10 protein-coding genes and 2 pseudogenes are annotated in these 16614 nt (G+C 70.0%); 7 read left to right on the forward strand and 5 right to left on the reverse strand.

All coding sequences use genetic code 11. From position 1 onward, the window contains the following. Positions 1-179 precede the first annotated feature (179 nt). The 5 genes and pseudogenes from Q664_RS57910 to Q664_RS22120 all read left to right on the forward strand — a co-directional run. A pseudogene (locus Q664_RS57910) lies at positions 180-308 on the forward strand (helix-turn-helix domain-containing protein); the annotation flags it as partial. Between the two features lie 41 nt (positions 309-349). Next, positions 350-1033 (forward strand): annotated as a pseudogene (locus Q664_RS61115) (serine/threonine-protein kinase); the annotation flags it as partial. A gap of 61 nt (positions 1034-1094) precedes the next feature. Next, entirely contained in the window at positions 1095-1658 is a 564-nt protein-coding gene (locus Q664_RS61120; protein ID WP_052518495.1) for a DUF2381 family protein, read from the forward strand. 150 nt (positions 1659-1808) lie between these two features. Continuing rightward, on the forward strand, positions 1809-3149 hold the full coding sequence (locus Q664_RS22115; RefSeq protein ID WP_052518496.1) for an AHH domain-containing protein: 1341 nt from the start codon (positions 1809-1811) through the stop codon (positions 3147-3149). Between the two features lie 15 nt (positions 3150-3164). Beyond that, entirely contained in the window at positions 3165-4421 is a 1257-nt protein-coding gene (locus tag Q664_RS22120; RefSeq protein WP_043399033.1) for an imm11 family protein, read from the forward strand. A gap of 389 nt (positions 4422-4810) precedes the next feature. Here Q664_RS22120 and Q664_RS22125 read toward each other — a convergent pair whose 3' ends face one another. Further along, positions 4811-5002, reverse strand: a complete 192-nt coding sequence (locus Q664_RS22125) for a hypothetical protein (protein ID WP_043399035.1) — start codon at positions 5000-5002, stop codon at positions 4811-4813. A 14-nt stretch (positions 5003-5016) separates the two neighbouring features. Continuing rightward, positions 5017-5724, reverse strand: coding sequence for a YcnI family copper-binding membrane protein (locus tag Q664_RS22130; protein WP_043399037.1), 708 nt, complete (start codon positions 5722-5724; stop codon positions 5017-5019). Between the two features lie 178 nt (positions 5725-5902). Here Q664_RS22130 and Q664_RS22135 point away from each other — a divergent pair, with 178 nt between their 5' ends. Next, positions 5903-8869, forward strand: a complete 2967-nt coding sequence (locus Q664_RS22135; protein ID WP_052518497.1) for a serine/threonine-protein kinase — start codon at positions 5903-5905, stop codon at positions 8867-8869. A gap of 129 nt (positions 8870-8998) precedes the next feature. Here Q664_RS22135 and Q664_RS22140 read toward each other — a convergent pair whose 3' ends face one another. From Q664_RS22140 to Q664_RS22150, 3 genes are all read right to left on the reverse strand, one after another. Further along, a complete protein-coding gene (locus Q664_RS22140; protein ID WP_043399039.1) occupies positions 8999-9943 on the reverse strand; it encodes a polysaccharide deacetylase family protein in 945 nt (314 codons plus the stop codon). Between the two features lie 10 nt (positions 9944-9953). Further along, positions 9954-10667, reverse strand: a complete 714-nt coding sequence (locus tag Q664_RS22145) for a glycosyltransferase family 2 protein (protein ID WP_043399041.1) — start codon at positions 10665-10667, stop codon at positions 9954-9956. Between the two features lie 72 nt (positions 10668-10739). Continuing rightward, positions 10740-12053, reverse strand: coding sequence for a protoporphyrinogen/coproporphyrinogen oxidase (locus Q664_RS22150; RefSeq protein WP_043399044.1), 1314 nt, complete (start codon positions 12051-12053; stop codon positions 10740-10742). Between the two features lie 219 nt (positions 12054-12272). Between Q664_RS22150 and Q664_RS22155 the strand changes: the two genes are divergently transcribed. Continuing rightward, entirely contained in the window at positions 12273-16571 is a 4299-nt protein-coding gene (locus Q664_RS22155) for a tetratricopeptide repeat protein (RefSeq protein WP_043399046.1), read from the forward strand. Positions 16572-16614: the final 43 nt, after the last annotated feature.

Below are 16614 nucleotides of genomic sequence, written 5' to 3' on the forward strand. Positions count from 1 at the left end.
CCCCCGGCCCGTTCCGGACGAGCCGCCCGAGGTGAGCCGCATCGTCCGCCTGCTGCGCGGCTGGTCCCGTGAGCGTCTGGTGCTGCTCCGCAAGCTGGTGGAACTGGCGGACCTGGAATCGCACCGCTGAGCGGCCCCACCGTTCCGCCCGGCACACTCGAGTCAGGAAGACGCAACGAATGGAAACCGGACAGCTCACCAAGGCCCTGGGAGAGGTGGCCCGGGCTGCCCGCGAGAGGCTGGGACTCACCCAGGCCCAGGTCGCGCGGCAGCTGGGAATTGCCCCCAATGTGTATGGCCGCATCGAGCGGGGCCACATGATGCCCGCCGTCCCCACGCTGTGCAGACTGTGCTGCGCGGCCGGAGCCTGGAGGCCCGGGGGCAGCGGGAAATCAGCATCCTGCGGCGCATCAAGCACCCCAACGTGGTGGGCTTCCACGCATGCGGCAGGTGGCCACACCCGGTGCACGGCCCGCTCTACTTCGTCATGGACTTCGTCGAGGGCCGGACGCTGGAGCAGTGGGCCCTGGAGGACAACCCGTGCGCGCGCTGCGTGGCACGCGTGCTGCTGGAACTGGCGCGGGCGCTGGCGCACATCCACGCCCGGGGCGTGCTGCACCGCGACCTCAAGCTGGAGAACATCCTGCTGCGCACCTCGGACGGGGTGCCGGTGCTGGTGGACTTCGGAATCGGCTGGCTGGCGGAAGAGCCCCCGCTCACCCATGGCCCGCTGCCGCCATGCACCGCCGAGTACCGCAGCCCCGAGGCGCTGCGCTTCGCGCGCGCGCACACCGGCGGGCAGGCGCGCTACGTGGCGGACGCGGGGGACGAGCTGTGGGCGCTGGGCGTCATCCTCTACTGGCTGCTCACGGACATGCTGCCCTTCGGGCCTGCCTCCCAGCGGGGCCAGCCGCTCAACGAGCGCATCCTCACGCAGCGGCCCAAGGCCCCGCACGAGGTGAACCCGCGCGTGCCCCGGGCGCTGGGCGAGCTGTGCCAGCGCATGCTGGAGAAGCAGCGGGAGGCGCGCCACGGCACGTGCGAGGATCTACTTCGCGGATGGAGCGGCCCCGGCGAGCCTCACGTTTCTCCTGGTGGTGCACCCCGCCCGGGCCGCACGGCAGGTGGACGTCCTCCGCAAGACGCGCCCGGTGGACTTCTACAAGCAGAAGGCGTGGGAGGCGGACTCGAGGGCCCAGCGCTGCGAGGAGGAGAAGGCTCGCCTCGAGGACGAGCAGGGCGGGCCGGGTGGACTCCGAGGCCTGCGCGCGGCGGGCCTTCTGAACGAGAGACTCGGCGTCGCCGTCAAAGACATCACCGAATACGTCAAAACGAGGCCGCGGGCTGCGCTGGCACTGGAACAAGCGTGGTCCTCCCGCGCCGGAGGGCACGACAAGGGCCGAGTCGCGGTGGAATTGGAGTTGAGGAACCCGGGGACGAAGCCCTGGACGCTCGCGGGGGCCGTGCTGCGCGGAGCGAAGGGTGAAGAGCTGACACCGCTTGCGGAGGGAAACCCCGTTTCCATCCTGCCTGGGGCCCCTGGCCGCATCATGGTGGAGTTCGAGGCCACCACGATGCAGGCCCAGGGGGCATACACCCTGACGCTGTGGGACGCGGACGGGCGCTCCATCATCCTGGAGAACGTGACGTTCCCATAGCGCCGCTCCGCGACTGGTGGCGCAACGCCTGAAACCCACCTGTTACATCCTCCATCCCTTACCCAACCCACTGGCTTGACGGACACACCCGCGCTTCCGTGTAATTCCGGAGCGACGGCTCGCACTCCACGTCGCTACCGGAGGTGCGCCGTGCCCACCCGTCTTCCTGGCTCGCGCCCTCCTGGCGCTCGGCTGCGCCCCCTGCTGGGCGGCTGGTTTCTCGTCCTCCTCTTCCTCCAGTCCGCCTGTGTCACGGGCACCCCACGGGGCAGCTTTCTCGTGGGCTACCGCTACAACTCGCTCACGCCCCCTCCGGCTCCCCAGGAGTACGTCACCCTCACGCCCAGCAGTGACTTCGCGCCCGTCCAGGTGTCGGACACGCAGCTGCGCGAGGCCTTCAGCCAGTTGCTCCTGGAGACGCCCCTGAAACTGGCCACTGGCCCCTCCAGGCCGCTGTCCGGCCGCCTGGTGCTTGCCTCCTGGCCGGCGGGGGGCGCAGGGGACTCCAGTGTCGAAGGGGGCTACGCGCGCCTGTGCGAGAAGCGTGGCGCTCCGGGGGACTGTTTCTGGCTGCTGGGGGACGGCCCGCACGACACCCGCCTCAGCCACCCCGACAGGTTCATGCTGGCCCTCAGCCTGGCCCTCACCCCGGCGCTGGAGGCCGCCACGGGCGTGCTCCGTGACTACTCCGCGCACGCCATGACGGCCCTGCTCACCGGCCTCTCCTTGTACCTCGTGGTCCTCATGGCACCCGAGCCCATCTCCAAAAGCCTCGCCCTGGCGATGACCGCTTTTCTCTGGGGCTACCTGGGCGTGGAGCTATGGGAGTTGATTTCCGCCACGGAGGACCTCTGGGACGCGGCGGAGGCGGCCAGCACGTTCCAGGAGTTGCGCGGCGCGAGCGAGCGCTACGCCCGGGTGCTCGGACCCAACACCGTGCGCGTGCTCATCCTCCTGGCGACGTGGAAGGCAGGGGCCAAGGGCAAGGAGGCCATGACGGGCAGCGGACTGCCCGGTTTCCCCCAGGCGGTGCACAACGCCGCTTCCGCGGGCGGGGTTCACCTGCCCACGGCGGCTGCCGAGGCGACGTCCGTGTCCGTGCGAGGAGGACGGCTCGTTCTCACGCTTCCCGCCAGCTCGGCTGCTGTCCTCTATATGCAGGAGGAGGGCGACATCCACCACATCGCCACCGTGGAGAACGGGAAGTCCCCTGCCCGGGGCGGGCCGTGGACGCCGAGGCTCAAGAAGCTCTTTGACAAGGCTGGCCTGTCCATGGAGGACCCAATCAACAAGGTTCGCGTCCCGGGCCACAAGGGGCCGCACCCCAGGGAGTACCACGAGGAGGTCTTCAGGCGCCTTGATGATGCAGTCAAGCGCTGCGAAACCACGGCGCAGTGTCGCGAGGCGCTCACTCAGGAATTGGGGAAGCTGGCCGAAGAACTCAAACGCGTGGGCTCAGAACTCAACAAGCTCGTCACCCGGACCCAGTGAGGTTAGGAGAGCGCCATGACGAAACGGTACTTCGAACTGTATGAGGACATGAGCAGCCCGGAGCGTTGGGTGCTGGACGACGCCTTGGATGCCCAGGGAAAGCCAGTGGGAGCGCGGCTGTACCTCAACGAGGCACCCACTCGTTTCGACGGTCGCCTGCGCGTTCCCATTCTCCATCCTGGAAGTCCGCTCGACTTCTCACTCGCGGATGGCGGGGATTTCCCCGTGGTCACCGAAAAGGTCGCCAGCACCCTCGCCGAACTGGCTCCTGACGACGTGCAACTCTATCCCGCCGAGGTGGACTCGCGGCCGGAACCCTACTTCCTCGTCAATGTCGCACGCCAGGTGAGCTGCATCGACGACGAAGCATGCGCCGAGGTCTTGTATTGGAAGCCGGAGGATAACCGCCCCGACAAGCTTGGGCAGTACCGGGCCGTTTACGGCATGCGTATCGACACCTCCAAGGTAGGCGATGCCAGAATCTTCCGAACCAGGGGGTTTCCAAGAACCCTTCTCGTCGCCGAGGACGTGAAGGAGGCGCTCGAGCGTACCGGGGCCTCGGGCCTGGATTTCAGGGAGGTCACCGGCCCTAGTCCCATCAACGACGAGGAGCGCGCCTACAAGCGCAAGTGCCGCGAGCTTCTGGAGCCCCCCCCAGCGGCCCGACGCGCAGCATGGAAATCTCTCGGCTTGTGGGACAAATTGGCGGGCACTCCCAAGGCCATCTGCTACGAATGGCCGGGCCACCGGCAGGACTGGGCCATCATCCATCGGGAGCCAGGGCGCATCCTCCTCGTCTCCGAGGGCCTCTCGGACCCGTTCATCGCTCGCTTGGAGCCCTCCGTGGGTTTCGGCTTGGAGCTCGCCCTGGAGACGGAGCTGGCGGAGCTGCCCCTCGATGCCATCGAGGGAAGCTGGCCCTACGTGCTGCTGGAGCGAGTCTCAAAGGAGGTGGTGGCCCAGGAGCACGAGAGAGCGCGGGCCAAGGCGGGCCTGCTCGTGCTGGAGGTGGCGGGGAAGGGCATGCCCGCGTCTCTCGTGAGCGCTGAGGGGCGCGTGGGGGTGCTGCTCGGCCAGGAGTCGCGCTCACTGCCCCGGCTGTTCCCCTCGCCCTTCGGCGACGTGCGGCTCGTCACCGTCAAGGCCCTGCTGCCCGCCGAGTTGGAGTACGCCTCGAAGCGTGGCGCGCAGGGCGTGGCCGAACTGGCACAGCGCTTCGCTGGAAACGGGGAGGAGCACCTCTCGCGCGCCAATCGGCAAGCAGTGGTGTAGTGGGCCCGCTGGCAAACACTTTCGGGTGAAGCTGGCGGGAGTGTTCCACTTCTCCGGAATACGCATCCTCTGAAAAGAAAAGCGGGGAGGGAGCACCGGCCTTGCCCGGCTGACGTCCCTCCCCGCCCGGTGACTTCACCTCACGCAGCGACCGGCTTCTGCGTCAGCGCGAGGGTGGGCTCGGCATCCATGCCCTCCTGGATCGCCTGCGTGAGGCGAGCCAACGGCGAACCCATCTCATTCCGTGGACTCAGGCACGTCTCAGGCTTCGGATGTGTCCACGAGCTGGGCAGACCTTCCGAATTCTGAGATGGCCAAGTGTAGATATCTACACCTGGACCGGGCGCATGCGCGCGATCTTGATTGCGCCGCGCGCGGGCCCTTCCGGTTCACTGCCCCGGTGGCTTCAAATCACCCGGCAGCCCCGAGCCCGTGGCGGGAGGACGCTCCACGGAGGTCGGGGGCTTCAGCTCCGCGGGAAGCCCGGAGGTGGGAGGCACCTCCGCCGGCTTCTCCGGCGGGGGATTGGTGGGACAGGCGCACAAGAGTGTCAGCGCGGCGAGCAGCGGGAAGTGACGCATCGCGGAGTCCTCGCTCAGTACTTGACCCAGATCTCGGTGCCGGGATGGATGGCGCTGAGCACCTGGGTGTTGGGCTCCTTCTCGATGAGCTGGAGCGTGGACGGGTTGGCACTGTAGGCGGCACTGCCCGCCCAGACGATCTGCGCGTCGGCGAAGACGGACAGGTCATGCACGTGCTGCTCCACCGTGTACTTGTTCCAGCCGGGCGTGCGCGCGGGCAGGAGGAAGACATACGGAGCCGGGTATGCCGAGGAGTCCTCGGGCCGGAGGTGGTTGTGCTCCGTCGAGGTGCCCACCCACTCGGTGGTGGACTCGGTGCCGTCCGCGGCCCGGCAGGTCTGGATGGTCGGGAAGAACAGCGGGGTGAAGGGCGTGTCCGGCAGCGCGGCGTTCAGCGTGAACTTGTAGAGCTGGGTGTCGCTGGGAAGCACGTCCGCGGCGGCCTTCGTCCAGGTCACCGAGGTGATCTTCCCCGTCCCATCCTTCGACACGACCGCCTTGCCAAAGGTCGAGTCCAGCGGGCGCACGCCGCCGACGCCATCCGGGATGCGGATCTCCACGCGGTAGGTGTCCGCGCCGTTGCAGCCGTGGCCGACCTTGAACGTGAGCTCCTGGCTCTTGGCCGCGAACGCGGGGCCCGAGGTCACGGAGATGTGGGCCTGGGCGGTATGGCACAGCAGGACGGTGGCGACGGCGAACAGCGTGCTCGAGGGAGCCTTCATCCGTTTTCCTCCAAATAAGTGACGGGTCGAGCAGGCTTGTAGAGCGGGGACGAGGCACGAGGAATGGGACACGTTGTCGCACCCGCTCCAGAGGCGCTGGAGGTGACCGCTACACTGGCCGTCAGGTCCAGGATATGACTGCCCCATTGGAGGCAATCACCCAGGGGGAGGCACGCACATGAGCGAGGAGGAGCCACGGGCGAAGGGAGACTCGGGCACCGGCCCCCTGGAGGAAGGCGCCACGGTGGTGCGCCCCCAGCCCTCCCCGACGGCCCGGACGCGGCTGGACGCGGATGAGTTGGGAGAGGCCGCCACCCAGGTCCGCAGCATCGCCACGCCGCTGTTCCCCACGGGCCCATCCACCCCCGGCCCACCGCGGAGCGGCCCCGTGTCCACCGCGCCGGGACAGACGCTGGCCGGCCGCTACACGGTGCTCAACCGGCTCGGCCAGGGCGGCATGGGCGAGGTGGTGGCCGTCTATGACTCGCGGCTCGACCGGCGCGTGGCCCTCAAGCTGCTGCGCCGCGATTGGGACCCTGGCCTGTCCCAGCACGACCTGGAGACGCGCATGCTGCGCGAGGCCCAGGCCATGGCGCGCCTCTCGCACCCCAACGTGGTGGCCATCTACGACGTGGGGACCCTCGAGGATGGCGCCATCTTCATCGCCATGGAGATGGTGGAGGGGCAGACGCTGCGGCGCTGGAGCGAGCAGGCCCCGCGCACCTGGCGGGAGACGCTGGACGTGTACCTGGAAGCGGGGCGCGGGCTGGCGGCCGCGCACGAGGCGGGCCTCGTCCACCGCGACTTCAAGCCCGAGAACGTCCTGGTGGGCAGGGACGGACGGGTGCGGGTGACGGACTTCGGCCTGGCGCGTGCCGGTACCGCCTCACCGGGGGTGCCCACGACTACGCCCCTGCCCCTGCCACCGGGCGCCCTGGACAGCCCCCTCACCCTGCAGGGCACCCTGCTGGGCACGCCCCGCTACATGGCGCCCGAGCTGCTGCGGGCCGGCCCCGCCGATGCGCGAAGCGATCTGTTCGCCTTCTGCGTGGCCCTCTACGAGGCCCTCTACCGGCAGCACCCCTTCTCCGGCGCCACCCAGGCCGAGTCCACGCAGGCCCAGCTCGAGGGCCGGGTGAAGCCGCCTCCCGCCAACACGGACGTGCCCGGGTGGGTGGAGCGCATGCTGGTGCGGGGCCTGCGGGCGGATCCCACGCAACGCCCCGCGTCCATGCGGAAGCTGGTCGCGGCGCTGGAGGTGGACCTCGATGCGCGGCGGCGGGCCCGGCGGCGCAAGGCGGCCCTGGTGGCGTTGGTGACGTGCCTGGCGGGCCTGACGCTCTGGAGCGGGATGCTGTACCGGGAGCAGAAGCCGGGGTGCTCCGGCCTGGAGCGCAGGCTCACCGGCACCTGGGACGAGACGGTGAAGGCGCGGATGAAGCGGGCATTCCTGGGCACCCGGCTGCCGTATGCACAGGACACCTTCACGCGCACGGCCTCGCTGCTCGACGGCTATACGGGCACGTGGTTGCGGATGCGGACCGAGGCGTGCGAGGCCATGCAACAGCCCTCGCCCGGGAAGCTCGACGTGCTGAAGGTGGACTGCCTGGAGCGGCGGCGTGCCCAGCTGCGCGAGCTGACGGACCTGTTCTCCCGCGCTCCCGACCGCGACAACCTGTCCAAGGCCGTGCAGGTGGTGCAGTCGCTGCCGCCCCTGGGGGCCTGCGCGGACGCCAAGGCACTGACGGCCACGGTGCCCCTCCCGGATGAGCCCTCCCTGCGGGCCACGGTGGAGGCGCTGCGGGCACAGGTGGACCGGCTGGAAACGCTGCGGCTGGCCGGCCGGTACCGCGAAGCGCTGGCCCCCGGCGAGGAGCTGCTCCCCCGGGTGGAGCAGGTGGGCTACGGGCCCCTCGTGGCGCAGACGCTGTACGAAGTCGCCTCGCTGAAGGACCTGACCGGGGATTACGCCGCCGCCGAGGCGCTGGCGCGGCGGGCCATCACCGTGGCCGCCAGGAGCAAGGCCCTGGTGCTGGTCGCCAAGGCCTGGTCCCTGCTCTTCCGGGAGGTGGGGTGGAGGCAGGCGCGCTACCCGGAGGCGCAAGGGATGACGCTGGCCATGGAGTCGGCCGTGGAGGTCGCGGATGACGACGAGACGCGCTCGGACTCGCTCAACGACCAGGCCATCGCCTTCCAGGAGATGGGCCGCTACGAGGAGGCCCGGGCCGCATACGAGCGCGTGCTGGAGATCCGGCGCAAGGTGCTGAGCCCCGAGCACCCGAAAGTGGTCATGGCGCTCAACAACCTGGGCGTCGCGCTCGGGGCGCTGGGGAAGTACGAGGAGGCGCGGGCCCGGTACGAGCAGGCGCTGGAGCTCCGGCGCAAGATGCTGGGGCCGGACAACCCGCTCGTCGCCAACTCCTACAGCAACCTGGGTACGGCGTTCGGACAGCTGGGGAATCACGAGAAGGCCCGCGAGCTGTACGAGCACGCACTGGCCATCCGCAAGAACGCCCTGGGGCTCGAGCACCCCGACGTGGCCACCTCCCGCAACAACCTGGCCGTCGCTCTCAATGACCTGGGCCGCTACGAGGAGGCGCTGAAGCTGCTCGAGGACGCGCTGGCCCTGCGTGAGAAGGTGCTGAAGCCGGAGCATCCCGACATCGCCAACACCCTCAACAACCTGGGCAGCGCGCTCCGGGGACTGGGCCGTTACGAGGAGGCACGGCGGCGCATCGAGCGTGCGCTGGCCCTGCGCGAGAAGGTGCTGGGCGCGGACCACCCGGACGTGGCCATCACGCTCAACGACCTGGGCGACGTGTTGCGGCTCATGAAGAAGCCCGCCGAGGCGCGGGCGCGGCACCAACGCGCGCTGGCCATCCAGGAGAAGACTCTGGAGCCCGGACACCCCGACCTCGCCATCTCGCTCAACGGCCTGGGCAACGTGGCGTGGGACGTGGGGAAGTACGACGAGGCACGAACACGGTATGAGCGGGCACTGGCCCTGCGCGAGAAGGCGCTGGGGCCTGGACACCCCCTGGTGGCGGAATCGCGCGACACGCTGGCCCGGACGCTGGAGCGGACACACCCTGGAGGCACCGGCAAGAAGGGCGAGGAGATCCGCCTCGCGGTGCCCATCCCTTGAGCGAGGGAGGTTCCGGCGGCGATGGGGAGCAACTGGTCCGACTGTTGGACCAGTTGGCACGCAGCGCGCCCGGAAGGCGCTCCGTGCTTCGCGGCAAGAGCACCCCTGAAGGAACCTGCTTCCGCTGGCTCAAACCGTGAGGGCGAGGTGGGAGGCCGCGTCGCGCAGGGTCACCACGTCGTAGTCGGATTTCAGCCAGCCGAAGAGGGTCCTCAACCGCTCCAGCTTGTGCGTGACGGGCACCCGCAGATCCCTCTGCTGGCGCACCAGCTCGGGCGGAATGCCGTCCTGGGCGTCCAGCACGTCCGCCGCGTGCAGCTCGAGGTTGAAGAACGTGTCGCCCCGGAGTGAGCGGTACGCGGCCCGGATGGCCGACAGGGGCAGCGTGAGGGCGAAGGTGCCGATGAACGGGAAGCGCACGCCGGGTGTCACCGCCATGGGCAGTTCCAGCACGGCCCCCGAACCCCGTTGGTAGGGCCGGGCCGGATCCGGCCGGTACGGCGTGCGGGGCGCGAGCAACACCCGGGGCGAGTCCAGCACCGCCCGCGAGGGACGTCCCAGCAGGGCCAGCGAGCCCATCACCGCCGCTTTGGCGGTGTAGTACGGCACGGCGGGAAAGGCGGAGGAGCCATAGCGGTAGCCGCGCTCCACCGTCGCCGCGTACAGGGCGGCGTTGAGCGTATAGCCCGGCGCGCGGAAGCCCACCGGGCGCACGCCCGTGGCCGCCTCGAGCACCTCGTCCGCGCGCCGCAGGTCCTCGCGGATGCGCTCGGGCGGGCGCCGCGTCAGCGCGTAGTCATGCGAGAAGCTGTGGCTCGCCACCTCCACGCCCGCCTCGTGCGCCGAGCGCAAGGCCGCCGCGGCTCCCGAGTCCCCCGCCACGTCCTCGCCGATGGCGAAGAACGTCCCCGGCACGCCCACCTCCGCCAGCAGTTGCCTCAACCGGGGCACCGCCGTGGTGTAGACGAGCCCCCGGGCCCGGGCGTCCAGCAGTGACTCGGGCAGCCCGTGGATGCGGCAGTAGTGCGGCAGCGAGTCCAGGTCGACGGAGATGGATGCGAGCCGCCGCGCCACCCGGGCCTCCTCAGGTGCCGCGGATGCGGATGACGTAGACGAGCTTGCCCACGTTCCTCAGCACGTTGGGCACGCGCTTGAAGAGGTGGATGGAGGGCTGGCGCTTCTCGTGGAGCTGGATGGGGATTTCCACCACCCGCAGCCCCTCTCGCCAGGCGCGGATGACGAACTCGCTGGCGAACACGTCCATGTCCACCACGCACCGGGCCACCACTGGCAGCAACGCCTCGCGCTGGAAGGCCTTCAGCCCGTGTGTGTCCGTGCCCTGGAAGCCCAGCGCCACCCGCAGCAGCTTGTTGTGCACCCGCGTGGCCACGCGCCGCACCAGGGGCCGCTGATCACTCGCCCCCTTGGCCGCCTTCGAGCCCACCACCATGTCCACCCCGCCCTTCTCCAGCAGCGGCAGCGCGGCGTCGTAGAAGCTCAGGTCGCACAGGTCGATCTCATCGCAGAAGACGTAGGTGCCCCGGGCCTTCTCGATGCCCGCCTTCAGCGCCACGCCATAGTTGGGCCGCTCCGAGTGGAACCAGCGCAGGCGCGGGTTCTTCGCGCACATGTCCTCCAGAATCCGGGGCGTGGCGTCGCGCGAGCCGTTCTCCGCGAAGATGATCTCGTAGTCCCAACCGCGCGCATCCAGGCCCTGGGCGAGCTCCGCCGCGGCGGAGGCGACGATGGACGCCTCGTTGTAGACGGGGATGACGATGGAGAGGTACGGGGGGGCCATGGGCGGAGGTGCGACCTAACATGCCCCCGCGGGCCCCGTCGATGCACAACTATCGCCGCGCCCCGCGCACCGTCAGCCGTTCAACCGGCGCGCGCAGGCCCGTCCGCCCAGGATGGCGTCCTCCATGGACGAGTACTCCCACTGCCCGTACCGCCCCGCGGTGAGGATGCCCGCGTGCTCCAGGAAGCGGAGGATCTCCGCCTTCGCCGGCCCATAGGCGTCGTCATAGAGGACATACGCATGGGGAATCTCGCGCGCCCGGGCGAAGAGGATGTCGTCCGCCGAGTCCACCATCCGCGAACGCACCAGGTCCTCCACCGCGTACGCCTCGGCCTGGGCCATGGAGAGCTCGCCGTGGTGGCTGTACTCCACATAGAAGGTGGAGGTGTCCGGGGGCGCCAGGGGCGCGTACACCGCCGAGGGCGAGCCGATGCGGTACGTCTTGAACTCGGGCTCGGGCAGGTAGATCCAATGCCACGGCCGCGGATTCTTCCCACGGGCGGCCACGCACACGTACGTCACCGTGGTGGCGCGCAGACGTCCGGCGGCGGCGAGCACCTCGTCGGGCACGCCGGAGGCCCCCTTCGCCACCAGCCGCACCAGCCCCGGCAGGGAGATGGTGGAGAGCAGCTCCGAGTAACCGAGCACGCGCCCGTCCGACAGCGTCACCTTCCGGGCCTTCCAATCGATGGCGGTGGGCTCGGTGTTGACGCTCAGCTCTCCCCCCTTCAGGTGGGCGAGGATCCCCCGCGCGAGGCTCTCGATGCCGCCCTCGCGCGGGTAGACGAAGGAGGCGTTGTAGCCCAGCGCATCGCTCCCCACGCCCAGTGCCCCGTCCACCACCTCCTTCAAGGTGGGACGAGGCACGAAACGGCCCACCCAGGCGGCGGACAACTCGGAGGGGTCCACCGTCCACAGCTTCTTGTTGTAGGGGAACATGAAGTTCTTCGCGAACCCCTCCCCCATGTAGCGCAGGATGAACTCGGCGAAGTCACGCGGCTCCCGCTCGCGCAGCTCCCGGCCCTTCTCCCCGTAGACGGCCTCCACGTAGCCGATGAGGTTCTCCGCCACGACCTCCGCGGGCAGCCCGTGCGTGTTCACCTGGTACGGAAAGCGCGTGAAGACACCCCGCGAGTAGATGGCCGCCTTGCGCTGGATGGTGACCAGTTGCCCCGGCAGCCAGCGGGTGTTCACCAGTTCCTTGATCTCCGGGTCTCTCAGGTGCAACCAGTGGCCGGTGGGATCGAAGGCGCACCCCTCGATGACCTCGGTCTTGATGAGGCCACCAACCCGCTCGGACTTCTCGATGAGGCGCCAGGGGCGCTGCAGGAAATGAGCGGCGGACAGCCCCGCGAGGCCCGCGCCGAGGATGACGATGGGGTCCATGGAAAATCCGGGTCTACCACCTTCGGCGCCACTCCGGGCAACAGGAGCGTCACCGGGAGCGCCCGGGTGGGGGGTCCCCTGCCCGCCTGCCCTGCCGCCGGGGCGATGTCCCCGGGGAGACGTCTCGTTCTTTGCCGCCCGGAAAATGCCTCTGATAACCTTCGCCCGCCGCGGGAGCGCGGCCGCTCGCGACCGTCCAGCCCCCGCTGAAGGAAACCCATGAAAGTCTCCTGCCCGTCTTGCCAGACGAATTACAACATCGATGACAAGCGGATCCCGCCGGGCGGCGCGAAGCTCAAGTGTGCCCGGTGCCAGAACACCTTCCCCATCAAGGCCGAGGAGCCGGTCAGCGCGCCGCCTCCCGCTCCCGCCGCCATCCCGCTGCCCGGTGCCGCCGCGCCCCAGCCGGATCCGTACGCGGCCTACGATGACTTCCAGCGGCCCCCCGAGGCCGAGACCACGCGCGTCGTCTCGATGCCCGTGCCGAGCGCGGCCTACCGCGATCCCAGCACCTCGCAGGCCATCCCGCTGCCCGGTGCCGCCATGCCCTCCGCGGACTACTCCGACCCCGCGCAGGGCTACGATCCGTCCCAATCGGCGGCCGGCTATGACGTGAGCGTGTCCCAGGGCGGCGCCATCCCACTGCCCGGCGCGAGCGATCCGTACGCGAGCAACCCGTACGGCGATGATCCGTACGCGGGCGCGCAGGGCGACGCCGTGCCCCTGCCCGGCGCCTCCGATGGCTACGCGGACAGCTCGGGCGGCTACGACTACGCCGAGGATCCGTACGCCGCCGCGCCCCCGCAGGGAGACGCCATCGCCCTGCCGCCGCCTCCGGCCGGCAACCCGTACGGCGATCCGTATGCCGCGGATCCCTACGCCGCCGCGCCCCCGATGGAAGACGCCATCGCCCTGCCGCCGCCTCCCAGCGCCGACGAGCCCTACCCGTACGCCGCCACGCCCGCGGGAGCCATCGCGCTGCCGCCTCCGCCCGCGGACAACCCGTACGCCTCCGCCGATGACTCGTTCCTGGCGACGCACCAGCCGAACACGGCCGAGGTGGACACGTTCGATCTGCCGCCTCCGCCCGCCGCGGATCCGTACGCCGCCGGTGGCGCCGAGGATCCCTTCGGCCTGCCTCCCGCTCCCGTCGCCCCCGAGGAGGCCGATCCCTTCGCCCTGCCTCCCCCGCCCGCCGGGGATCCGTTCGCCGCGGATTCCGGTGCGGACGACCCGTTCGGCCTGCCCGCCGCTGACGTCGTGGAGGAGGCCGATCCGTTCGCCATGCCTCCCGCTCCGGCGCCCTCGGCGGATCCCTTCGCCGACGAGGATCCCTTCGCCCTGCCTCCCGCCCCGTCCGCGCCCGCGGGCATGGGCTTCGCGGAGCCCGCGCCCTCCACGGTGGACGTGGGCATGGACTTCTCGGAGCCTCCGCCCGCGGCGCCCATGGCGTCCGCCGACGCCTCCATCCCCGACGCGCTCGAGTTCGATCCCTCCGCGCCCGCCATTGCCGGGGATGACCTCGAGGCCGACCTCTCCGCGCCGCTGCCGCCGCTCACCAACCCGGGCACGGCGGACGGCCTGGAGATGCTGAGCTTCATCGACGACGCGGCCAAGGACAGCGGCGCCAACAAGGCGAAGTCCAACGTGCGCCGCTTCCACGTGCGCCGCCGCTCCGGCAAGGTGTTCGGCCCGTTCGAGGAGGGCGTCGTCGTCAAGATGCTCGAGGACGGCCAGCTCCTGGGCAACGAGGACGTCTCCAACGACGGAGACTCCTGGACGCCCATCGGCACGGTGCCCACCTTCGCCGCGGCCATCCAGAAGCTGATGGAGGGGCCGGGGACTCCCGCCGTCGCCGCCGCGCCGCCCCAGGCCGCCGCCGAGCCCGGCTCCAAGGCCAACGCCAACTCCGCCGCCAACATGGAGAAGCTGCAGCAGATGTACGGCGGCCGCATGGCGCCGGTGGCGGTGACGGACAGCACCACCAAGCTGGAGATCTTCCTCGGCAAGGTGAAGCAGCGCCTGAAGCTGGTCGTCTCCGTCGCGGCGGCGCTGCTGGTGCTCATCGTGGGCTTCAGCTTCAGCGCCACGCGCTACGGCGCCTTCGGGTTGAAGAAGTTCCTGCCCGCCAAGGTGAAGCCCGGCACCTCGCAGCACGCGGACGTGGAGACAGCGCGCAAGGCGATGCTCAAGGGCTCCTTCGAGGACTACAAGCAGGCCTACGCGCTGACGGCGAAGGTGCTGGCCGGGGACGAGTACCCCGAGGTGCGCGCCATCTGGTGCCAGGCCGTCTTCCACCTCCAGCGCCGTTTCTGGGCCGCCAACGGCAACGAGGTGACCCGCTGCCGCTCCGAGGAGGAGGCCGGCAACCTGGAGCTGCTGGGGGAGAAGAACCTCGAGTACACCAAGTACCTGGTGGGCAAGGCCCTCATCGCGAGTGAGCCCGGCACGGCCATCCAGCTGGCCAAGGACGCCTGGAGCCGCGACGGCAACCAGGCCGATGCCGAGCTGGGCCTGCTGCTCGCCGAGGCCCAGACGGCCAAGAAGAAGGACAGCACGGAGGCCATCGACACGCTCAACCGGGTGCTGAAGGCGCAGCCCGAGCTGACCCGTGCCCACCACGCGCTCGGCAACGTCTACCAGGCCGCCGGCAAGGCGGAGGAGGCCGCCAAGGCCTACGAGGCCGCGCTCAAGACGGATGAGACCCACCTCATCTCCGCGGTGGAGCTGGCCTCGGTGGAGCTGATGCTGCGCAAGGACGCGCAGAAGGGCCTCGAGGCCACCGAGCGCGCGCTCGAAGAGAAGAGCCAGGCGAAGATGAGCCCGAGGGATCTGTCGCGCGCCCGCACCTTCAAGGGCATCGCCCTCTTCCAGCTCGGCAAGCTCGAGGACGCCGAGAAGGAAATGCGCGCGGCGATGGAGAAGGACGCCAAATCCCTGCTCCTCAAGAGCAACCTGGCGCGCGTGCTGCAGGCGCAGCGCAAGTTCCAGGACGCCCTGCCCTTCTACGAGGAGGTGGCCAAGGCCGAGCCGCAGAACCTCGAGGCCACGGATGGCTACATCTCCACCCTGGTGGCGCTCGGCAGGGTGCAGGACGCGCAGAAGCAGGTGGAGGACGCCCACAAGCGCTTCAAGAACAACGCCCGCCTCGAGTACCTCAACGGCCGCATCGACGAGGCGCGTGACAGCAACACCACCGCCGAGCAGCACTACACGCGCGCCCTCAAGGCCGACGAGAAGCTCGTCGAGGCCCACGTGGCCCTGGGCCGCTTCCACCTGCGCCTGCGCCACAACGAGCAGGCCAAGACCTCCTTCGAGGCGGCCGCCGCCCTGGCGGCCGACAACGCCTGGGTGCAGCTGGGCCTGGGTGAGCTGGCGCTCGCCGAGGACGACGCCGCCCGGGCCCAGGAGGCCCTCGAGCGCGCGGTCTCGATCGACGCCAACCTCGCGGATGCGCACCTCGCGCTCTCGCGACTGGCGCTGCTCTCCGGGGACCTGGACAAGGCCCAGCAGGAGGCGGACCGCGCGCTGGAGTTGGATCCGTACACGCTCCGGGGCGCCCGCCTGCATCGCGGCACCGTGCTGTGGCGTCAGGGCAAGCTGGACGAGGCCCTGGCCGAGCTGGACCAGGCCAAGAAGGCCGAGCCGCGCTCGGCGGGCACGCTCATCACCCTGGCCGCCGTCCAGCTCGACAAGGGCAAGGCCGCCCCCGAGGGCAAGGAGACGGAGGCCACCAACAGCTTCAAGGAGGCCGAGGTCAACCTGACCCTGGCCCTCAAGAGCGAGCCCTCCAACCCCGAGGCCAACTTCTACATGGCCCAGGTGCTGGTGGCCCAGTTGAAGACCGCGGCTCGCGCCAAGGCCCTCAAGGACAACGTGGATCTGTCGGCGGTGCCGGGCGGCGACTACAGCCCGGCCATCGAGAGCATGAGGGCCGCGGTGGAGCGCGCGCCCAAGCGGGCCGACTACCGCTACGCCTCCGGTCTCCTCTACCAGGACGCCAAGCAGCTGCCCGAGGCCATCAAGGAGTGGCAGGAGGCCGTGGCGCTCGAGCCGAAGATGATCAGCGCCCTCGTGGCCCTCGGCCAGGCCCACCTGGAGCGCAACGAGTTCGACGAAGCCCTCGATGCCTTCCAGGCGGCGCTCAAGGTGGAGCCCAAGAACACCGGGGTGATCGCCTCCATTGGCAACACGCACTTCGCCGCCGCGCGCTGGCGCGAGGCCATCCGCTCCTACGAGCAGGCCCTCAAGGCGGACCCGGGCCAGACGGCCGTCTACTTCAAGATGGGCCGCGCCTGGAGCGAGCTGAACCAGTACGCCAAGGCCATCGACTTCTACGTGAAGGCCGCCAAGGCCGAGCCCCAGCGGGCCGACATCTGGTACCACCTGGGCTACGCCTACAAGGAGAAGGGCAAGAAGAAGGACGCCGTCAAGGCCTTCCAGGAGTACATGACCAACAGCAAGGAAGACGCGGTGGAGCGCAAGGAAGTCGCGGACGAGATCACCTTCCTCGAGTAGCCCGCCGGACTCCCCGGGCGTCCGTTTCCGGGCGCCCGGGTAC

It is taken from the genome of Archangium violaceum Cb vi76, assembly GCF_000733295.1.
In the GTDB taxonomy this organism is placed as follows: Bacteria; Myxococcota; Myxococcia; order Myxococcales; family Myxococcaceae; genus Archangium; species Archangium violaceum.